Source organism: Blattabacterium cuenoti, from assembly GCF_014252455.1.
GTDB classification, from domain to species: domain Bacteria; phylum Bacteroidota; class Bacteroidia; order Flavobacteriales; family Blattabacteriaceae; genus Blattabacterium; species Blattabacterium cuenoti_R.
Genome location: NZ_CP060245.1, coordinates 500,099 through 522,725, shown reverse-complemented (window position 1 = coordinate 522,725; position 22,627 = coordinate 500,099). Strand labels below are relative to the sequence as shown.

Genomic DNA, 22,627 nt, shown 5'->3' with positions numbered 1-22,627 from the left:
ATTTTATTTTTTAATCATTTGTTTGGACGAGGTAATAGTATTTTTCTAGAAAGTTTCATTTTTTTATTTTTAATATCAATTCCCATAAATTTTACTTCAATAATATCTCCTATATTTAATTCTTCTTCTATTTTATTTAATCTTTTCCATCTTATTTCAGAAATATGTAAGAGTCCTTCTACTCCTTTAGATATTTCTACAAATGCTCCAAAATCTTTTATAGATTTGACTTTTGCTTTATAAATTTTTCCAATTTCAGGAACAAAAGTTATTTCTTTAATTCTATCAATAGCTTTTTTTATTTTTTTAATATTTTTTCCTATTATTTCAATATTTCCTTTATTATTTTTTTCTTCAATTACTATATTAGTTTCTGTTTCAGATTGTATTTCTTGAATAACTTTTCCTCCTGGTCCAATAACAGACCCTATAAAATTTTTTGGAATATGTAAAGTATATATTTTAGGAGCATTAGGTTTTAATTTATTTCTATAAATAGGTAATATTTTGTACATTTTATTTAAAATAAAAATACGGCCTTTTAAAGCTTGTTTTAAGATAGTATTTAAAAGATCATAGGTTAATATAGGTTTTTTAACATCCATTTGACATGCTGTTATTCCATATTTAGTTCCTGTTATTTTAAAATCTAATTCTCCAAAATGATCTTCATCTCCCATAATATCTGATAATATTACTGTTTTTTTTTTATTCATAAATAAACCCATAGAAATACCAGCAACAGGATTTTTAATAGCTATTCCTGCATCCATTAAAGCTAAACTAGCAGCACAAACAGTTGCCATAGAAGAAGACCCATTAGATTCTAAAATATCTGAGACTACACGAATTGTATATGGATTATTATCTGGAATAACATTTTTTAATGCTCTTTGTGCTAAATTACCATGACCTATTTCTCGTCTAGAAACACCTCTTATTGGACGTATTTCACCTGTAGAAAAAGGAGGAAAATTATAATGAAGATAAAATTTTTCTTGATTTTCAATAATTACATTATCAATTCTATTTGCGTCTAAAGATGATCCTAATGTTACTGTAGTTAAAGATTGAGTTTCTCCTCTAGTAAATATAGCAGAACCATGAACTTCAGGAAGATAATTAACTATACTAGATATAGATCTAATTTGTTCGAATTTTCTATTATCTAATCTAATTCCTTTTTCTAAAATCATATTGGTAATGATTATTTTTTTTATTTCATCATAACATTGATTAATAAAAATCTCATAATTATCTTTTTGATCTATAGATAATGTGTTTTTAAAATTATTTAATATTGAATATTCTTGAATAGATCTATTTTTTTTAGATAAAAATTTTTTATAACTTTGATAAGTTTTTTTATATGAGTAAGAAAATAATTGTTTTTTTATAGTTTCTTGTTCTATAGAATTTTTTATTTTCTCTAATAAAAATTTTTTAGGTTTTATTTTTTGTATTAATCTTTTTTGAGCTTCTATTTGATATTTTATAGCTTTATGAGCGATATGAATAGCTTTAATGAATTCATTTTCTTTTATTTCTTTCATTTCACCTTCTATCATAATTATAGAGTTATTTGAAGCACCAACTATTAAATCTAAATCTGATTGTTCTAATTGATCTATATTAGGATTTATAAAAAATTTTCCATTTATACGAATAATACGAATTTCTGATATAGGACCATTAAATGGAACTCCTGCTACAGATAAAGCTGTAGAAGCTGCTAAACCAGCTAGTCCATCTGGTAAAATAGTTTTATCATAAGATAATAGAGAGATCATGATTTGTATTTCTTTTCTAAAAAATTCTGAAAATGTAGGTCTTATAACACGATCTACTAATCTCATTGTTAAAATTTCTTCATTAGAAGGTCTTCCTTCTCTTTTTATAAATCCACCAGGTATTTTTCCTCCTGCAGAATATTTTTCTCTATAATCTACGGTTAATGGTAGAAAATCAATGTCATTTTTTTTATCATTAGAAGAAACTACTACAGTTGCTAATAAAATAGTATTATTAACGCGAACAATTGCAGATCCATCAGCTTGTTTAGCTAATTGTCCTGTTTCTATAATAATATTACGATTATTATCTAATGATATGATTTCTTTTATACTATTTGACATATTTAATTTATTTTATATATATAAAAAAAAAGAAATCAAATATTATATAATAATTATTTTCTTAATCCTAAAATAGTGATTAATTTTGTATAATGATTTATATTTTTTGTTTTTAAATATTTTAATAATTTTTTTCTTTTTACAACCATTCTTATAAGTGATCTTTCTGTATTAAAGTCTTTTTTATGATTTTTTAAATGTATACTTAAATGATTAATTTTAAAAGTTAATAAAGCAATTTGAGTTTTTGTTCCCCCTGTATCTAAAATAGACTTTCCATGAGTTTTAAATATTTCTTTTTTTTTTTCTACAGTTAAGTACATATCATGTATTATGATGATTATAATAAAGTTAAAAATATTTTTTTTAATTATTTTATTTTAAGTATAGAATCGAGATATTTTCTATTATTGGATAAACGTGGGACTTTATTTTGTCCACCTAATTTTTTATATTTTTTTAACCAATCATAAAATAATCCATTTCTAGCAACTTTTATTACAGGAGGAAGTAAAATCATGTTTTTATGTCTTTTAGTTTCATAATCAGAATTTAAATATTTTAATTCTTTATCTAAAATATCTCTAAAATATTTTAAATTTTTTGGATGTTTTTTAAATTCTATAATCCATTCATGAGCTCCAGAATTTTTTTTATTAATATAAATTGGTCCAGCTGTATATTCATGAATAATAGAATCAGTTTTTATACAAGTTTTTTTTAATGCTTTTTCTGCATTTTCTATAATTAATTCTTCTCCAAAAGAATTAATATAATGATTCGTTCTTCCGGATATATATATTCTATATGGAGATAGATTAGTAAATCTAATAGTATCTCCAACTATATATCTCCATAATCCAGCATTAGTAGAAACTACTATTGCATAATTTTTATTTAATTCAACTTTTTCAATAGGAATAACTTTTGGAGACGTATTATCAAAATCTTCCATGGGAATGAATTCATAAAAAATTCCATGATTTAATAAAAGTAATAGGTCTTCTTTATTTTTTTGATCTTGTACAGCAAAAAAACCTTCTGATGCACTATATACATCATAATAATATATTTTAGAAGAAAATATATTATTATATTGTTTAATATATGGTTGAAAATTTACCCCACCATGAAATATAACTTCTATATTCGGCCATATTTCATTAATTTTTTTTTTTTTGAAAAAATCTAATAATTTATTTAAAAATATTAATAACCAAGAACAAACTCCTAATAAAATACGAACATCTTGATATGCTGTTTCTTGTACTAAAGTTTCTAATTTTTTTTCCCATTCACTGATTAACGCTATTTTTTTTTTAGGAATACTAATATATTCAGCCCAAAATGGTAAATTTTTTATTAAAATAGAAGATAAATCTCCATAAAAAGTATTATAATTTTTATATAATTTATGACTTCCACCTAGACGAAGAGCTTTACCAAAAAAAATTTTAGTTTTTGGATGATTATGAATATATATAGATAACATATCCATTCCTGCTTTGTAATGACATTTATACATAGAAAACGAGGATATAGGAATATATTTACTTTTTGTATTAGTAGTTCCAGAAGATTTTGCAAACCATTTAATTTTTCCTGGCCATAATACATTTTTTTCTCCTTTACGAATTCTTTTAATTGTTTGTTTTATATCATTATATTTGCATAATGGAATTCTTTCAGAAAATTGTTGATATTTTTTAATATCATTAAATTTATATTTTTTTCCAAATTCTGTATTTTTAGCATAATCAATTAATTGATTTATTAATTTATATTGGATTTCAATTGGATTTTTTATAAAAAATTCTATTTTTTTTATTCTTTTCCTGATAAAAGAAGATGTTAAATATCCAGATAAATATTTCATTTTTTTTAATAAAAATTAAATAATTTTTTGAAATAAATAAATAGAAACAATTCCAAATGTTAATTTTTTTGTTTGAATATGATGAAATTTATTTTTAATAATTATTTTTTGAATTTTTTTTTCAGAAAAAAAATTAATAGATTCTTTTAAATATTTATAAGCAAAATAATTTTTAGAAAAAAAACTTCCTATTTTAGTTAAAATAAAATTAGAATAAAAATGATAAATTTTTTTTATAAAAAAATTTTTAGGTTTAGAAAATTCTAAAATTTCTAAGATTCCAAATGGTTTAAGAATTTTATAAATTTCTTTTAAAGAAAGATGGATATTTTTAAAATTTCTTAGTCCAAATGAAATAGTGACTATATCAAAAGTGTTTTTTTGAAAAGGAATAAAATGGGAATCTCCAATAATTACTTTAATTTTTTTTTCTAAAAAATTATTTTTTATTTTATTTTTAGCAATTTTTAACATTTTTTTAGATGGATCTAATCCTGTTACATTAACATTATTAAATGTTTGAGAAAGTAAAATAGCTAAATCTCCAGTACCAGTTGCTAAATCTAATATAATAGATTTTTTTTTTTAATAAATGGAGTTAGTATTTTTATCATTTTTTTTCTCCAAAAAATATCTCTTCCAAAAGATAAAATATGATTTAAAAAATCATACTTAGAAGAAATACTATCAAACATTTTTATTAATTCTTCATCAGAAAAAAAAAGATATTTGTTCATAAATTAATTATATTTTTATAATTTACTTAAGAAAAACGATTTTTTCAAAAAATTTTATTTTTACACCTAATGATTCGATCTATTATTACAGGGACTGGACATTATTTACCAAATAATATTATAAAAAGTAATTTTTTTTTAAAAAATACATTTTATAATAAAAAAGGATTAAAAATTGACAAATCTAATGAAGAAATTATTAAAAAATTTCAAAAAATTACAGAAATTAAAGAAAGAAGATATATTAGTAATAATTTATTCAATTCAGATATTGCTACTATAGCTGCTAAAATAGCTTTAAAAAATTCCAATATTTGTAAAGAAAAAATAGATTATATTATTTCTGCTCATAATTATGGAGATATACATCCTATATCTTTTCAATCTGATTTAATGCCATCTATCGCTGCTAGAGTAAAAAATAAACTTCAAATAAAAAATAAAAAATGTCGTCCATATGATATGATTTTTGGATGTACAGGATCAATCGAAGGAATGATATTAGCTGATCAACTTATAAGATCTCAATATGCTAAAAATATTTTGATTACTAGTTCAGAAACTTTGTCTAAAGTAATTGATCCTCATGATAGAAATTCTATGATTTTTTCAGATGGAGCTGGAGCTGTTATTTTATCTGCGATTGAAATTTATAAAGATAATTATGGAATTATTCATTATGATTCACAATGTAATAATAATGAAGAATTACATTATTTAAAAAATGGGCCATCTTTAAATCCTAGTTATAAAAAATCTTTATTGAATATTAGAATGAATGGAAGACGTATTTATGAATATGCCTTAACAGAAGTTCCGCATATGTTAAAAAAAATATTAGATCATGAAAATTTACATATCAAAAATATTGAAAAAATTCTTATTCATCAAGCTAATGCAAAAATGGATTATGCTATTTTAAAAAGATTATTGAAATTGTATAATTATTCATATAATAAAGAATTTTGTAAAAATTTAATGCCAATGACTATTCAAAAATTTGGAAATTCATCTGTAGCAACTGTTCCTACTTTATTAGATTTAATTCTTAAAAAAAAAATGTTACCTCATGAAATTCATCCTGGAGATATTATATTAATGGTTTCATTAGGAGCCGGAATGAATATTAATGGAATGATTTATCGATTTCCTACAAAATTTTAATAAAAAAAAATATGAAAAAAAATATACACCCTAAAAATTATAGAAAAGTTGTTTTTAAAGATATTAATAATGATAAATTTTTTATCAGTAGATCAACTGTAAATACTAAAAATACTATTAAAATTAAAGGAATTAATTATCCATTATATAAAATGGAAATATCTAGTTATTCACATCCTTTTTTTACTGGAGAAAAAAAATTTATAGTTAAAACTGGTCCAGCAGAAAAATTTAAAAAAAAATATGAGAAATATAAAAAATTAAATTAAAAATTTTCTATGGATTATTTTATATTATATGATGGAAATATAGAGTGGAAAAATTTACTTCCTATAACATTTACTAGACCTATATCGGAAATACGTTTAGGTATATTTACTATAAGAGAAAGATGGGAAAAATATATGGGTGGTAAAGCTTTAATTTATACAAAAAAATTTCTTTCAAAAAAATATTCTTTTGGTTTAGATTTAAAAAAAAAAGATATATTAAAAAATATATTATTTATTAATTCTTCTTTTATTCCAAATAAAAAATTAATTCAGGTAATATTTGATTTAAAAGAAAATGAAGCGATTTTTTTTAAAGAAAAAATGATAGCAATTAAATTGTCTTATTTTTATTATAAAAAAAATTTTCAAAAAATTAAAAAATATAAAAAAATATATCATATTAATAAAGTTATTTATATTCAATATCCATGGGATATATTTATAAATAATGAAAGTGTATTAAAACAAGATTATACTATTTTAACAAAAGGAAAAAGTTCTTTTAATGTATTTGGGAATAATCATCTTCTTTATAAAGAAAAAATTTTTTTAGAGGAAAATATTTATGCAGAAAATATTGTATTAAATGCTAAAATTGGACCAATATATATTGAAAAAGGAGTTAAAATAATGGAAGGATCTATGATTAGAGGTCCTGTAGCTATATGTAAAAAATCTATATTAAATATGGGGACTAAAATATATGGATCTACTACTATTGGTCCATTTTGTAAAGTTGGAGGAGAAATAAAAAATTCTGTTATATTTTCTTATTCTAATAAAGCTCATGATGGTTTTTTAGGAAATACTATTTTAGGAGAATGGTGTAATATAGGTGCTGGAACGAATATTTCTAATTTAAGAAATGATTATTCTAAAGTGACAGTTTGGAATTATGAAAAAAAAGATTTTTTTCCTATTGATATCCAATTTTTTGGTATAATAATGGGTGATTATTCAAAATCTTCTATAAATACTCAATTTAATACAGCTACAATTGTAGGAGTAAATACAAATATTTTCGGATATGGATTTCCTCCCAGATATATTCCTTCTTTTTCCTTTGGAGGAATACAAAATAAAAAAGTAATTTCTTTTCAAAAAGTTTGTGATACAGCTGAAATAATGATGAAGAGAAGAAATGTTTTTTTTTCTTTTTTAGATAAAGATATTTTAGAATATTTATATTATTTAATGGATGATATCACTTCGTTTGTTAATATTTAATTATAGATGATTAATGTATTTTTAAAAAAATGATTATATGCTGAAACATAATTTAGGTTATCCTCGTATAGGAATAAAAAGAGAGTTAAAAAAAGCTTGTGAAAATTATTGGAATAATAAGATAGATTGTAAACAATTATTTGATATTGGTAAAAATATACGACAAAAAAATTGGAATATACAAGAAAAATGTGGTTTAGATTTAATTCCATGCAATGATTTTAGTTTTTATGATCATGTATTAGATATGTCTTTCTTATTAGGAGTAATTCCAAAATGGTATTTAGAAAACCCTATTATCCATCATAATAATAAAATTGATTTATATTTTTCTATGGCTAGAGGAATTCAAAAAAATGGATTGGATATTAAAGCTATGGAAATGACAAAATGGTTTAATACTAATTATCATTATATAGTTCCAGAATTTAAAAAAAACCAAAATTTTTTTATTTTTTATAAAAAAATATTTAATGAATTTGAAGAAATTAAAAAAAATATAAAAAAACAACCTAAACCTGTTTTAATTGGACCTGTATCTTATCTTTTTTTAGGAAAAGAAAATAAAAAAACTTTTCATAGAATGGATTTAATTGAAAATATTATTCCTATTTATGTAAAGATTATTAAAAAATTAATTTTTCAAGGAGCTAAATGGATTCAATTAGATGAACCTATTTTAGGTTTAGATTTATCTCAAAAAGAAATAGAAGCTTTTCAATATGGATATAAAATAATTACTCAAGAATGTTCTTCTAATATTAATATTTTAATAACATCTTATTTTGATGATATTTCTGAAAATCTTTATCTTTTGAAAGATATTGATATAAAAGCTTTACATATTGATCTTATAGAAGATCCTGATCAATTAGATATTGTATTAAATTTTTTAAAAGAAAAAAAAATAATTTTGTCTTTAGGAATAATAGATGGAAGAAATATTTGGAAAAATAATTATGTTTATTCAATTAAAAAAATTGATAAAACTATAAAAATATTAGGAGAACAAAGAGTTATGATTGCACCAAATTGTTCTTTATTACATGTTCCTTTAGATTTAAATTATGAAATTAATATACATAAAGATATAAAAAATAAAATGTCTTTTGCAAGACAAAAAATTGATGAATTAAATGATTTATATAATATTATAAAAGGAAATAAAAATATTTTATTGAAAAATTTCAAAATTTTAGAAAAAACAAAAAAATCTTTTTTGATTCATGATAAAAAAATACAAGATAAAATTAAAAATATAGATATAAATAATAATATAAAAAGAAAAAATTCTTTTAATATTCGTAAAATTAAACAACATAAAAATTTTCAATTACCAATATTACCTACAACGACTATTGGTTCTTTTCCTCAAACATCAGAAATACGTTCTTTACGTAAAAAATTAAAAATTAAAAAAATAAGTCAAAAAGAATATGACAATCAACTAAAAAAATTTATTATTGATGTTATTCGAAAACAAGAAAAAATAAATTTAGATGTATTAGTACATGGAGAATTTGAAAGAAATGATATGGTGGAATTTTTTTCAGAAAAATTAAAAGGATGTCTTTCTACAGATAATGGATGGGTCCAAAGTTATGGAAGTCGTTGTGTAAAACCTCCTATTATTTATGGAGATATTAGTAGAAATGGAGATATGACTGTTCAATGGATAAATTTTGCTCAAAAAAATACAAAAAAATTAATGAAAGGAATGTTAACAGGGCCAGTTACTATTTTAAAATGGTCTTTTGTTAGAGATGATCAACCGATTTATCATACAGCGTATCAAATTGCTTTTGCTATTAGAGAAGAAGTTAAATCTTTAGAAAATTCTGGAATTAAAATTATTCAAATAGATGAACCTGCTTTAAGAGAAGGGTTGCCTTTAAAAAGAAAAAAATGGAAATCTTATTTTAATTGGTCTATTAAAGCTTTTCGTTTAGCTTCTAGTATAGTAAAAGATGAAACTCAAATTCATACACATATGTGTTATAGTGAATTTAATGATATTATAGAATATATATCAGATTTAGATGCAGATGTTATTACTATAGAAACATCTAGATCAAAAATGGAATTATTAAATGCTTTTTCAGATTTTTCTTATCCTAATGAAATTGGTCCAGGAGTATATGATATTCATTCTCCAAGAATTCCTTCTGTAAAAGAAATATTAGATTTAATTTTAAAAGTTACTAATAAATTTCCAATTCGTAATATTTGGATTAATCCAGATTGTGGATTAAAAACTAGAAAATGGAATGAAGTCATAAAATCACTTATAAATATGACAAAAGCAGCAAAAATAGCTAGAGAACAATTAAAAAAATAAAATTTTTGTAAATTTTTTAAAATGACGTTAAAAAATCAAAAAGAATGGATAAAAAAAAAATTTTTTCTTTTTAATAATTGGGAAGAAAAATATGAATATATCATATATTTAGGAAAAAATTTAAAAAAAAAATCAGATAAATTTAGATCAAAAGATAAATTAATTTATGGATGTCAATCTAAAGTTTGGTTAGAAGCTAAATTAATAGGAAAACGTATTTTTTTCGATGCAGATAGTGATGCTTTATTACCTAAAGGGATGGTGGCTCTAATGATTAGTGTCTATTCTGGTCATTTTCCTTTTGAAATTATTTCATCTAATGACAATTATATTTCTGAAATAGGATTGAAAACATTTTTATCCCCTAATCGTGCTAATGGAATTTTTTTATTTTTAAAAAAAATTAAATTATATGCAATAGCTTTTAATGAATTACTTTCTATTAAAAATAAAAAAAATTAGAATATATGATATTTAAAACCATTAATCCTGTTGATAATAATGTATTAAAAACTTATTCTTTTATTAAAGATAATGAAATTAATAATAAGCTATTGATAGGTCATCAAGCGTATAAAAAATGGAAAAATGTTTCTTTTGAAGAAAAAGTAAAATTTGTTAATAGATTATCATATAAAATGAAAAATCTAATAGAGATTATCGCTTATTTAATTACCCAAGAAATGGGAAAACCTATTAATCAATCATATTTAGAAATTAATAAAAGTATTAATTTATGTCAATATTATTCTTTTTTAAAAAAATCTATTTTTTTAAAAAAAATACCTACTGAATATAAAAAATCTTATATTAAATTTGATCCTATCGGAGTTATATTAGGAATTATGCCATGGAATTATCCTATTTGGCAAATTATTAGATTTTCTATTCCTAATATTTTATTAGGAAATGTTATTATTATTAAACCTTCTATGAACACTGCAGGATGTTCTTTAATTTTAGAAAAAATTTTTATTGATGCTGGTTTTTCAGAAGGAATTTTTCAAGTTTGTTTAATTGATATTCCTAAAATAGAATTATTAATAGCTAATGATATTATACAAGGAGTAAGTTTTACAGGAAGTCATTTTTCTGGAAGTTCTGTAGGATCTTTATCTGGAAAATATATTAAAAAATCTGTTTTAGAATTAGGTGGTAATGATGCTTTTGTTGTTCTTAAAGATGTAAAAAATATAGAAAAAATAGCAAAAATAGCGACAGAATCTAGATTAAATAATACTGGACAAACATGTATTTCTGCTAAACGATTTATAATAGATCATACTATTGTAGATGATTTTATAGATCTTGTGATACAAGAAATGAAAAAATATAAAAAAGGAGATTTATATGATATATATACTAAAATAGGTTATATATCTCGTATAGATTTATCGGAAAAATTACATAAACAATATAAAAATATTCTTTTACATGGAGGTAAAATATGTTTAGAAATAACAAGAGATAAAAATTTTTTTTCTCCATCTTTATTAAAGATAGAGGATTTTTCTTTATTCAAAGAAGAAGAAATATTTGGACCAATAGGATTAATTTATACATTTTATAATGAAAAAGAAATTATTCCTATGATAAATGCTACTGATTATGGATTAGGAGCTTCTATTTGGACTCAAGATTTAAAAAAAGCGGAAATTTTATCTCAAGAAATAAATACTGGAATGGTTTTTATTAATGAAATGGTCAAATCTGATCCTCGTTTTCCTTTTGGAGGAATTAAAAAATCTGGATACGGCAGAGAACTTACTATTTCATCTATATCAGAATTTTCTAATTGTAAAACAATTATTATGAAATAAATCTAAATAATTTTTCTCATTTTTGAAATAGGTATTTTCATTTGATCTCTATATTTAGAAATTGTTCTTCTAGCGATAGAATAACCTTTTTTTTGTAAAATTTTTGATAATTTTTCATCAGTAAGTGGGTTTTTTTTATTTTCTTTATTTATATATTCTTTTAAAAATTTTTTAATTTTAATTGATGATATTTCTTTTCCTTTTTTATTAATTATTTTTTCAGAAAAAAAACTTTTAATTAAAAAAGTACCATATGGTGTATTTATATATTTACTATTAGCTACACGAGAAACTGTAGATATTCCTACTCCAATTTTTTTAGATATATTTTTTAAAATCATAGGTTTTATCTTATATGTATCTCCAGTTAAAAAATATTCTTTTTGATAATTCATAATTGCATTCATTGTCAACATTAATGTATTTTTACGTTTTTTGATAGCATCGACTAACCATTTAGCTGAATCTATTTTTTTTTCTAAAAAACGAATTATATTGACATTTTTTTTAATATTTTTTTTATAAAATTTTAACATTTTTATATATAAAGAAGAAATTTTTAATTTTGGAGAGTTTCTATTATTTAGAAATAAATTTAATTTTCCATCAATAATATTGATAGTAAAATCTGGAATGATATATTCTAAATTTATAGAATTTCCAGAATAAATTTTACCTGGTTTTGGATTTAATTTTTCTATTTCATTGATAGATTTTCGTAAATTTTTTTTATTTATTACTAATTTAGTTTGCAATTTTTGGTAATTTTTTTTTACAAAAAATTCAAAATAATTTTGAATAATATTTTTAGCTAAAATAATATCTTTTGTTTTTTTTTTATTTTGTAATTGTATTAAAAGACATTCTTGTAGATTACTAGCTCCTATTCCTATAGGATCCAATTTTTGTATATAATTTATAAGTAATTTTTTAATTTTTTTTACAGTTACAGATATTCCCATTATTAAATAAATATCATCTACTATAGATGATATTTTTCTTCGAATATAACCATTATCATCTATATAACCTAATATAAAATCTGCGATTAATAAATCTTTTTTTTTTAAAAAACGAAATGTGTGTAATTGATTTTTTAAATATTCTTGAAAAGAAATACCTGAAATGATGGAAATAGATTTTTCTTCATTTATATTATAATTTTTTTTATTTTTAAAATTAAAAATTTTATAATCATTAAAATATTCATCAATATTAATTTTATTTTTTTTTTCTGAAGAATTTAAATCTATATTATATGTTGTTGTATTATTATCAATAATAGTAAAATCATCTTCTTTTATTTCTTCTAAAACTGGATTTTCTTCTAATTCTTGTTTTATTTGTTCTTCAAAATCTAAAGTAGATAATTGTACTAATTTCATTAATTTAATTTGATTAGGAGAAAGTTTATATTGTCCTTTTTGTAATAATTTTTGTTTTAACATATTTTAAAATTCTGCATGATTTGGGGTCCTTGGAAAAGGGATAACATCTCTTATATTTTTCATTCCTGTAATAAATTGAACTAATCTATCAAAACCTAATCCAAATCCACTATGAGGAACAGTACCAAAACGACGAGTATCTAAATACCACCAAAGTAGTTTATCATCTAAATTTGTTTCTTTTATTCTTTTTAATAAAAAATCATAACGTTCTTCCCTTTGAGATCCTCCAATAATTTCTCCTATTTCTGGAAATAAGACGTCCATAGCTCTAACTGTTTTTCCATCACTGTTCATTCTCATATAAAAAGCTTTAATACAAGAAGGATAATCAAAAATAATAACAGGATATTTAAAATAATGATTTACTAAAAATTGTTCATGTTCTGATTGTAAATCCATCCCCCAAATAATTGGATTAATAAATTTTTTCTTATTGGTTTTTTGAAGAATATTTATAGCTTCAGTATAACTTATTCTTTGAAATGGTTTTTTTAATAAAAATTCTAATTTTTCTAAAATAGAAGTGTTGTGAATTTTTGGATTCCATTTTTTTATATTTTCTTTTAAAAAAAAGAGATCTTCTCTACAATGATCAATAATATATTGTATTATAAATTTTAAAAAATTTTCTGCTAAATTCATATTTTCTTCTAAATGATAAAAAGCCATTTCTGGTTCTATCATCCAAAATTCAGATAAATGTCGTGATGTATTAGAATTTTCTGCCCTGAATACAGGTCCAAAAGTATAAACTTTCCCTAAAGAAAGGGAAGCCGCTTCTGCTTCTAATTGTCCAGATACACTAAGATAAGTTTTACATTTAAAAAAATCTTTTGAATAATTTATATTTTTTTGATTAGGAATATTTTTTAAATCCATAGTAGTTACTTGAAACATATCTCCTGATCCTTCAGTATTAGAAGTTGTAATAATTGGAGTATGAATATAAAAAAATCCATTTTTATGAAAATATTTATGTATAGAAATAGCAATATAATGACGTATACGCAGAATACAACTAAAGAAATTTGTACGAAAACGCAAATGTGCTTGTTTTCTAATTTTTTCTAAACTATGTGTTTTTGGTTGTAAAATAGATTTTTGAAATTTTTCTTTATCTACAGTTCCATATATATTGATATATGAAGATTTTAATTCTATTAATTGTTGTTTACCTATACTTTCCTTAATTATTCCTATAATTCTAACAGAAGCTCCAATATTTATTTTTTTTTTAAAATTTTTTTCTAAATTTTTAGGTAAAATTATTTGAAGATTTCTAATAGAAGATCCATCATTTAATGTAATAAAAATAGAATGACGTACAGAACGAATCCATCCTTCTACTACAACTTTTTTCTTTAAAAAAAATTTTCCATTATCCAATAATTTTTTAATTGAATATTTTTTAATCATAAATGAATATTTTTATATTTTTAATATTTCTTTTTTTTTAAGAAGAAAAAAAATATCAATATTTTTAATATAATTATTGGTAATTTTTTGTATATAATTTTCTCCTTTTTTAGATAAATCTTCGGATATTTTTAATTTTTTTATGTATTGATTATTTTTTTTTCGTTTATTTCTAATAAAAATTTTAGTTTTTTCTGTTATTAATTTAATTTTTTTTATTAAATTTTTTCTTCCTTCTTCTGTTATAATGGGAAGATTAATATGTAGATATTCTCCTTTATTAGTTGGAATAAAACCTAAATTTTCATTTATGATAGCTTTATCTATATGTGATATGATAGAACGATCCCAAGGATGAATATTTAAATTCATATTGTCTATAATAGAAATATTTGCTAATTCAATTAAAGGAAAAAAAGAATCATAACATTTTACTTTAATTTTTTCTAAAATAGGAAGAATAGAATTACTTCCTAATCGAAGATAATGAAGATCTTTTTGAAAATTTTTAAAAATTTTTTTCATATCTTCTTTACAAGAAAAAAAAATTTTATTTAATTCATCCATATATTATTATTTAGTTTTATAAACTAGAGTTCCTATTTGTTCTCCAGAAATTACTTTTTTAAAATTATCTTTTCTATTTATATCAAAAATAATAATAGGTAAATTATTTTCATTCCCTAAAATAAAAGCAGTTTGATCCATTACTTTAATTCCCATTTTATAGGCCATATCAAAAGATATATTTTTTAATTTTTTAGCATACTTATCTTTTTCTGGATCTTTAGTGTAAATTCCATCTACTCTAGTCCCTTTTAATAAAATATCCGCTTTAATTTCTATAGCACGTAATACTGCCGCTGTATCTGTAGTAAAATATGGATTTCCTAATCCTGCTACGAAAATTACTACTCTTCCTTTTTCAAGATGATGAATGGCTCGATCTTTAACAAATGGTTCTGCTATTTGATCCATTCTAATAGCTGTTTGTATATATGTGCATATTCCTACATTTTCTAAATAAGATTGGAAAGCTATTCCATTGATAATAGTAGCCAACATACCCATATAATCCCCACCTATACGATCTATCGTATTTTCTTTGATATCCGAAGAAAATCCTCTAAATATATTCCCTCCTCCTATAACAATAGCTACTTGAGCCCCCATATCTACTACTTTTTTTACTTCTTGAGCATATTGTTTAAGACGAGTAGAATGAAGTCCAAATTCTTTTTTTCCCATAAGAGACTCTCCGCTTAATTTCAACAATGATCTTTTGTACTTCATGGATTATTTTTAGTATTTGTTTTAAGAAGATTATGGAAAAATTCCTAATTTTTCATAAGAATCTATAATTTTTTTTATAGCTAAAACAAATGCAGCTGTACGCATATTTTTTATTCCTAATGATTTTTTTATATCTCTAATTTTATGAAATCCAATAATCATTGTATCTTCTAATCCACTTCTCACTAAATCTATTTCTCTCGGGCCTCTTAAAATTCTTTTTTTTTCTTCTTTTGGTATTTTTTTTTTACAAATAGTTTCAATCACTTGTAAAAAATAAGAATTCATATTTTCACTCAAACGTTTTTCCATACGGCCATAACGTACATGACTTAAATTTTTTAACCATTCGAAGTAAGAAACCGTAACTCCTCCAGCATTTAAATAGATGTCTGGAACAATAATTACTCCCATTTTTTCTAAAATTTCTTCAGCTTCCGGAGTAATAGGGCCATTTGCTGCTTCTCCAATAATTTTAGCCTTGATACGATATGCATTTTTAGTATGTATTACATTTTCTAATGCAGCAGGTATAAGAATATCACATTCTAATTCTAATGCTTTTTCTGTATTTTCAATATTTTTTGATTCTGGAAAATTTAATATTGATCCAGTATTTTTTAAATGCATTAATACATTAGATATATTTAATCCATTTGGATTATAAATAGCTCCTTCTCTTTCTGCAATACCAACAATAATAGCACCTGCTTCATGAAAAAAGTAAGCAGCATGAGATCCTACATTTCCTAGTCCTTGTATAATAATTTTTTTACCATGTAATCCGACATCTAAACCTAGATACAACATCTCTTTTTTTATTCTACATAATTCTCTAATTCCATAAAAAACTCCTAATCCAGTTGCTTCTTTTCTCCCTCTTACTCCACCTTGTGAAATGGGTTTTCCCGTTACACAAGCTAAAGCATCGACTTCTCCAGGTTTTATAGATAAAAAAGTATCAAAAATCCAACTCATTTCTCTTTCTCCAGTTCCATAATCTGGAGCTGGAACATCAATACCTGGTCCTATAAAATTTTTTTTAATTAATTCAGAAGTATAACGACGGGTAATTTTTTCTATAATTTCTATAGAAGTAGTTTGTGGATCAATTTTTATTCCTCCTTTTGATCCTCCAAAAGGAACATCTACGATAGCACATTTATATGTCATTAATGCTGCTAATGTCATAATTTCATCTTGATTGACTTTTATACTATATCTAATACCTCCTTTACATGGTAGTTTATGATGAGAATGTTGTACTCTATAAGCTTCAATAATTTTTATTTTTTTTCCTATTTTTATAGGAAAGTTCATGCGATAGACAGCGTTACAAGATTGAATTTGATCTAGAAGACCTTTTTCGATATTAGAAAGAAATGGTGTAGCTTTATCAAAATTTTTTTTTATACAACTAAAAAAACTATACGTCTCAACTTTATTGGTATTTTTTTTTGACATAAAAAAAGTTTTTACACATTTCTAAATATAGAATAAAACAATTTCTATTAAAATATTTTTTCAATATATAATTTATATAAAAAATCGATCTAACTTAGAATAAATTTTATTTTATTTAAAATAAAATATTAATTATTTTATTAGGAATAATAATAATTTTTTTAATATTTTTTTTTTTAAAATATAATTGAATTTTAGGTTTTTTTAAAATTTTCTTTTTTATACTTTCTATTGTTAAATTTGATTGAAATGTTTCTTGAAATTTTAATTTTCCATTAAACATTATTGGATATGTTATAGTTTTTTTTATAAGATATTTTTTATTAAAATTAGGAATATTAGAAAATATAATGGATTTTTTTTCTCCTAATTTATTCCAAAGTTCTTCTGATATATGAGGAGCAAATGGTGCCATTAATTTTATCAATTTTTTTAATATTTTTTTTTTATTACATTTTAAAATAGTTAATTTATTAACAAGTATCATTAAATCACTAATAGATGTATGAAAAGAAAAAAATTGTATTTTTTCTTTTAATTTTTTAATAGTATAATGTAAAATTTTTAATTCTTCTAATGTTGGAGTAAGGTCATTAACTTTTAATACTCCATGGTCATAGAATAATCTCCAAAATTTATTTAAAAATTTTTTAATTCCATTAATTTTTTCTTCATCCCAATGTTTAGTTTTTGTAATTGGACCTAAAAACATTTCATGAAGACGAAAGATATCCGATCCATATTTTTTATGGATATAATCTGGAGTTATAATATTATATTTAGATTTAGACATTTTTTCTAATTTTCTTTTGCAAAAAAAAATTTTTTCTTTTACAAGAAATTTTGCATTAGAAAATTCTGGTCTCCATTGTTTAAATTTATTGATATTTAATTGATTTTTATGATTAATTAAAGAAATATCGACATATATTTCTTGAAATAAAAAATTTTTATAATTTTTTTTTAATTCATAAGATACAAATATTTTTTTTCCTATTATTTTTAATATAATGGCAGAATTACTAAGAATCATTCCTTGATTTAATATCCTTTTAAAAGGTTCTTCTGTTGTAACCCATCCTCTATCTTTTAAAAATTTATGCCAAAATCTAGCATAGATTAAATGTCCTGTAGAATGTTCAGATCCACCAAGATATAAATCTATATTTTTCCAATAATTTTCTTTTTTTTTATCTAAAAAAAATAGATTGTTATTAACATCCATATAACGAAGAAAATACCAACTAGATCCAGCCCAACTAGGCATAGTATTAGTTTCCATTGGAAATATAGATTTATGATTTATAAGTTTATTAGAAACTATTTTCATATTTTTTTCATCCCAAGCCCAATTTTTTATTCGATATAATGGAGATTTTCCATTTTTTGGATAATAATTATCAATTTTTGGTAAAAAAATAGGTAATTTTTCTATTGGGATTGTTTGAGGTTTTTTATTTTTAAAAAAAACAGGAATTGGTTCTCCCCAATATCTTTGTCTGGAAAAAACAGCGTCACGTAATCGATAACTATTTTTTTGACTACCTATATTTTTTTTTTTTAAAAGTTGAATAACTTTATTTTTAGCTTCTTTAAAATTTAACCCATTTAAAAAATATGAATTAATACATATTTCATTATGACCTTCACAAAGGTTATTTTTATTATTAGGAATTGAAACAGATATAATTTCTAAATTAAAAATTTTGGCAAATTTTTCGCTATATTTTTCATGTCCAGGGATTCCAATAAAAGAATTAGTTGTTTTATCTATAGAAAAAAAATTATTGTTACTGATATAAATAGGAATTTTTTTTTTAATAAATGGATGTAAAACATAATTCCCTGTAAAAACACCAGAAATAGTGGATTTTTTTTGTAATTTTTTAGTTTCTCGATAAAAATATTTTTGAACATTTTTTTTATAGGAAGAAATAGTAATTTTTTTTGAAAAATTATGATCTATAGATAAAATCACAAAACTTATTCCAAATATCATTTCTGGACGATCAATAAAAAATTCTATTTTTTTTATTTTTTTCAAAGGATATAAAAGTTCTAAAAAAATAGAAGCTCCTTTGATTTTACCAATCCAATTATATTGAATATCTTTTAAAGATTTAGAACATTCAATTAATTTAAGTCCTTTTAAAAGTCTTTCAACATAAGCACTAATTCTTATATGCCATTGTAACATTTTTTTTTTATATATAGGATATCCACCTCTTTTACTCTTTTCATTTTGTATTTCATCATTAGCTAAAACAGTTCCTAAATATGGACACCAATTAATATATTCTTTACTTAAGTAAGCCAAACGATAATTTAACAATATAGATTCTTTTTTTATAGGACTAAATTTTTTCCATGTAATGGAATTAAATTTATCAGGATAGGAACTACTAGCATTAATTAGTAAATTTCCATTTTTATTAAATTCCTCAATTAAAATATTTATAGATTTAGCTTTTTCACTATTTTTATCATACCAAGAATGAAAAATTTGAATAAACATCCATTGAGTCCAACGATAATAATTAGGATCACTGGTACATAATTCACGACTCCAATCAAATGAAAGACCTAATTTATTTATTTGTTTTTTATATTGTTCTATATTTTTTTTAGTAGTATCAGATGGATGTTTCCCTGTTTGAATAGCATATTGTTCAGCAGGTAAACCAAAAGAATCAAATCCTATAGGATTTAAAACATTATAACCTTCTATACGTTTATATCGTGCATAAATATCTGATGCTATATATCCTAAACAATGTCCTATATGTAGACCTGAACCAGAAGGATAAGGAAACATATTTAAAATATAATATTTTGGATATTTAATATTTTTTTTAGTATAAAAAATATTATGATTTTTCCAAAATTTTTGCCAACGTTTTTCTATTTCTCTAAAATTATATTCCATATTGATTTTATATTAAATTTATTATATAAAAATTATCATAATTTGTATTTTACAGTAAAATAAATAAAAAAATTTTTACTTATAATTTTCATAATCATTAAATGATAATTTTTTCTAAAAAAGAAAAGTAATGTTTAATCCTTATAAAAATTATTTTAAAAAAAATTTTAATGAAAAATTTTTAAATAATCAAACAGTTAATTTTTTAGTTAAATTAATACAAAATTATCCAAATAATATTGTCGATATATTTATTTTATTAAAAATAAATAAGGCTACATCTGTTTTTAACATTTTAGATTTTTCTACAAAAAAAAAATTATAGAACAATTACCATTAGTAAAAAAAATATATTTTTTAAATAAATTATCAATTCATGATCGTATTAATTTTTTAAAAAACCTTACTAAAAAATCATTAAAAAATTTTATAAAATATTTAAATACAGAAGAAAAACGAAAAACTTTAGTTTTTTTTTTAGGATATCCTGAAAATAGTGTAGGACGTTTAATGATTCCATATTATCTTGCGGTGCAAGATACTTGGTCAGTTCAAGAAGTATTAAATTATATAAGAAAAGAAGGAAAAAATAATGATTTTATAGAAATAGTATATATAATTAATAAAAAAGGAAAATTATTAAATGATATTAAAATACGAGAATTTTTATTTGTAGATAGAAATACTAAAGTATCTCAATTAATGAAAAAACAATATCATCCCGTTTTTTTAAGTGTTATGAATACAGAAGAAGAAGCAATTAAAATGTTTTCTGTAAATAATAGGATGTCTCTTCCTGTAATAGATGATAAAAATATTTTACTTGGAATAGTGACAATTGATGATATTTTATGGGTATCTAATACAAATTATAGAGAAGATATTCAAAAAATAGGAGGAATGCAAACATTAAATCAATCTTATTTAAAAGTTCCTTTATCAAAATTAATTAAAAAAAGAGCTGGATGGTTAATTTTATTATTTATAGGAGAAATGTTAACAACTACGGTTATGCAAGCTTTTTCAAGTGTAATAGAAAAAGCTATAGTTTTAGCCTTATTTATTCCATTAGTTGTTTCAAGTGGAGGGAATAGTGGGGCTCAAGCTGCAAGTTTAATTATTCAAGCTATGGCGTTAGGAGAAGTAAAAATAAAAGATTGGTGGATTGTAATGAGAAGAGAAATTATTTGTGGTTTTTTTTTAGGAAGTATTTTAGGTATTACTGGGTTTATTCGTATTTTTACTTGGCATAAAATTCATTTTTTTAATTATGGACCCCATTGGATATTAGTTGGATTGACAATTTTTCTATCTTTAATTGGTGTAGTTTTATGGGGGACTTTAAGTGGATCTATGTTTCCATTTATTATTAAAAAATTTAAAGGAGATCCAGCAAGTTCTTCAGCTCCTTTTGTAGCTACATTAGTAGATGTTGTTGGATTAATTATTTATTTTTCTATGTCATATCTATTATTACATGGAATATTATTATAATAATTTTTTTCTAAATTTTTCTAAAAGTTTTTTCCATTCTTCAGGGATTGAACATGTAAAATTACATTTTCCTTTTTTTGGATGAATAAAAGAAAGAGAAATGGCATGTAAAGCATGTCTATTGAAAAATTTTAAATAATTTTTTAAAAATTTAATTTGTTTTTTTTCAATATTTTTTATTTTATTCCCTCCATAAATATAATCATTTAATATAGGATGTCCTAAATATTTAAAATGGGCTCTTATTTGATGTGTTTTTCCTGTTTCTAAATAACAATAAATAGAAGTAATATACTTAAATTTTTCTAAAACTTTATAATGAGTAATAGAATATTTACCTTTATGAAAATATTTTTTAAAAAGTTTCATTCTTTTTCTATTTTTTGGATCTCTTCCTATATAACCAGTTATAGTTCCATTTTTTTTTTTTAAATTACCCCATACTAAAGCTATATATTTTCTTTGAATAGTTTTAGATAAAAATTGTTGTAATAAATATTTTTGAGATTGTTCATTTTTAGCGACAATTAATAATCCTGATGTATCTTTATCAATTCTATGAATTAATCCTGATCTAAATAAATTAGGATTATTTAAATAATATTTAATTCCATGAATTAATGTGCCTGTTTTATGACCAATACCAGGATGTACTACAATTCCTGATGGTTTATTAATAATAAGAATATCTTCATCTTCATAAATAATATTAAGAGGTATATTTTCTGCAATAATATTTTTATATTCTGGATCTAAATCAATGGGATAATGTATTTCTGCATCGATAATATCGAAAGGTTTAATTTTATAATTTTTTTTAATTAAATGTTTATTTACTAATATATTTCCTGAATAAGTTGCATTTTGTATTTGATTTCTACTAATATTAGGGATTAATTTTTTCAAAAATTTATCAATTCTAATTAATTTTTGATTTTTATTTAAAAAAAATTTAAATTTTTTTATTGACATTAATTATTTATAAAAATTTAAATTTTTGATTTAATTATTAAT

General features: G+C 21.8%; 20 protein-coding genes. 8 read left to right on the top strand and 12 right to left on the bottom strand.

All coding sequences use genetic code 11. The annotated features are described in order from the left end of the window. Window positions 1-14: 14 nt before the first annotated feature. From pnp to H0H56_RS03085, 5 genes are read right to left on the bottom strand one after another with little or no spacing between them, the layout of a single operon-like run. Window positions 15-2,135, bottom strand: a complete 2,121-nt coding sequence (gene pnp, locus H0H56_RS02565; protein WP_185873780.1) for a polyribonucleotide nucleotidyltransferase — start codon at window positions 2,133-2,135, stop codon at window positions 15-17. A 53-nt stretch (window positions 2,136-2,188) separates the two neighbouring features. After that, entirely contained in the window at window positions 2,189-2,458 is a 270-nt protein-coding gene (gene rpsO / locus H0H56_RS02560; RefSeq protein WP_185873779.1) for a 30S ribosomal protein S15, read from the bottom strand. A gap of 47 nt (window positions 2,459-2,505) precedes the next feature. Continuing rightward, window positions 2,506-4,011 (bottom strand): GH3 auxin-responsive promoter family protein, encoded by a 1,506-nt coding sequence (locus H0H56_RS02555; protein WP_185873778.1) that lies wholly within the window; start codon window positions 4,009-4,011, stop codon window positions 2,506-2,508. A gap of 15 nt (window positions 4,012-4,026) precedes the next feature. Then, window positions 4,027-4,545: a ubiquinone/menaquinone biosynthesis methyltransferase gene (locus tag H0H56_RS02550; protein WP_262889310.1), complete on the bottom strand. Its 519-nt coding sequence runs from the start codon at window positions 4,543-4,545 to the stop codon at window positions 4,027-4,029. A 29-nt stretch (window positions 4,546-4,574) separates the two neighbouring features. Further along, window positions 4,575-4,748, bottom strand: coding sequence for a class I SAM-dependent methyltransferase (locus H0H56_RS03085; protein ID WP_262889306.1), 174 nt, complete (start codon window positions 4,746-4,748; stop codon window positions 4,575-4,577). Window positions 4,749-4,817: 69 nt separating this feature from the next. Between H0H56_RS03085 and H0H56_RS02545 the strand changes: the two genes are divergently transcribed. Genes H0H56_RS02545 through H0H56_RS02520 form a run of 6 tightly spaced genes read left to right on the top strand, consistent with a single transcriptional unit; the run spans window position 4,818 to window position 11,569 of the window. Continuing rightward, the gene (locus tag H0H56_RS02545; RefSeq protein ID WP_185873777.1) at window positions 4,818-5,912 is read left to right on the top strand and encodes a 3-oxoacyl-ACP synthase III family protein; all 1,095 of its coding nucleotides are present in this window, start codon (window positions 4,818-4,820) and stop codon (window positions 5,910-5,912) included. Window positions 5,913-5,923: 11 nt separating this feature from the next. Further along, entirely contained in the window at window positions 5,924-6,181 is a 258-nt protein-coding gene (locus H0H56_RS02540; RefSeq protein ID WP_185873776.1) for a type B 50S ribosomal protein L31, read from the top strand. A gap of 9 nt (window positions 6,182-6,190) precedes the next feature. Continuing rightward, window positions 6,191-7,411 (top strand): putative sugar nucleotidyl transferase, encoded by a 1,221-nt coding sequence (locus tag H0H56_RS02535; protein WP_185873775.1) that lies wholly within the window; start codon window positions 6,191-6,193, stop codon window positions 7,409-7,411. A gap of 37 nt (window positions 7,412-7,448) precedes the next feature. Next, on the top strand, window positions 7,449-9,749 hold the full coding sequence (gene metE, locus H0H56_RS02530; protein WP_185873774.1) for a 5-methyltetrahydropteroyltriglutamate--homocysteine S-methyltransferase: 2,301 nt from the start codon (window positions 7,449-7,451) through the stop codon (window positions 9,747-9,749). Between the two features lie 21 nt (window positions 9,750-9,770). Further along, window positions 9,771-10,211 (top strand): SufE family protein, encoded by a 441-nt coding sequence (locus tag H0H56_RS02525; protein WP_185873773.1) that lies wholly within the window; start codon window positions 9,771-9,773, stop codon window positions 10,209-10,211. 5 nt (window positions 10,212-10,216) lie between these two features. Further along, window positions 10,217-11,569 carry an aldehyde dehydrogenase family protein gene (locus H0H56_RS02520; protein ID WP_185873772.1) on the top strand — a complete coding sequence of 451 codons (1,353 nt, stop codon included), beginning with the start codon at window positions 10,217-10,219 and terminating at the stop codon, window positions 11,567-11,569. Window positions 11,570-11,571: 2 nt separating this feature from the next. Here H0H56_RS02520 and rpoN read toward each other — a convergent pair whose 3' ends face one another. The 6 genes from rpoN to H0H56_RS02490 form a co-directional block, all read right to left on the bottom strand. After that, entirely contained in the window at window positions 11,572-13,017 is a 1,446-nt protein-coding gene (rpoN, locus tag H0H56_RS02515) for an RNA polymerase factor sigma-54 (protein WP_185873771.1), read from the bottom strand. A 3-nt stretch (window positions 13,018-13,020) separates the two neighbouring features. Further along, on the bottom strand, window positions 13,021-14,436 hold the full coding sequence (asnS, locus tag H0H56_RS02510; protein WP_185873770.1) for an asparagine--tRNA ligase: 1,416 nt from the start codon (window positions 14,434-14,436) through the stop codon (window positions 13,021-13,023). Window positions 14,437-14,448: 12 nt separating this feature from the next. Next, entirely contained in the window at window positions 14,449-15,003 is a 555-nt protein-coding gene (locus H0H56_RS02505; RefSeq protein WP_185873769.1) for a ribosome-recycling factor, read from the bottom strand. 6 nt (window positions 15,004-15,009) lie between these two features. Further along, a complete protein-coding gene (gene pyrH / locus H0H56_RS02500; protein ID WP_185873768.1) occupies window positions 15,010-15,729 on the bottom strand; it encodes a UMP kinase in 720 nt (239 codons plus the stop codon). Between the two features lie 30 nt (window positions 15,730-15,759). Next, complete coding sequence (locus H0H56_RS02495) at window positions 15,760-17,193, bottom strand: Glu/Leu/Phe/Val family dehydrogenase (protein WP_185873767.1); 1,434 nt, start codon at window positions 17,191-17,193, stop codon at window positions 15,760-15,762. 115 nt (window positions 17,194-17,308) lie between these two features. After that, the gene (locus H0H56_RS02490; RefSeq protein ID WP_185873766.1) at window positions 17,309-20,119 is read right to left on the bottom strand and encodes a class I tRNA ligase family protein; all 2,811 of its coding nucleotides are present in this window, start codon (window positions 20,117-20,119) and stop codon (window positions 17,309-17,311) included. Between the two features lie 130 nt (window positions 20,120-20,249). Here H0H56_RS02490 and H0H56_RS03060 point away from each other — a divergent pair, with 130 nt between their 5' ends. Further along, window positions 20,250-20,444 carry a hypothetical protein gene (locus H0H56_RS03060; RefSeq protein ID WP_238858464.1) on the top strand — a complete coding sequence of 65 codons (195 nt, stop codon included), beginning with the start codon at window positions 20,250-20,252 and terminating at the stop codon, window positions 20,442-20,444. Further along, window positions 20,438-21,613, top strand: coding sequence for a magnesium transporter (gene mgtE, locus H0H56_RS02485; RefSeq protein ID WP_317167316.1), 1,176 nt, complete (start codon window positions 20,438-20,440; stop codon window positions 21,611-21,613). The genes H0H56_RS03060 and mgtE overlap by 7 nt, the downstream gene beginning before the upstream one ends. Here mgtE and H0H56_RS02480 read toward each other — a convergent pair. Beyond that, complete coding sequence (locus H0H56_RS02480) at window positions 21,608-22,585, bottom strand: RluA family pseudouridine synthase (RefSeq protein WP_185873765.1); 978 nt, start codon at window positions 22,583-22,585, stop codon at window positions 21,608-21,610. The genes mgtE and H0H56_RS02480 overlap by 6 nt on opposite strands. Window positions 22,586-22,627: the final 42 nt, after the last annotated feature.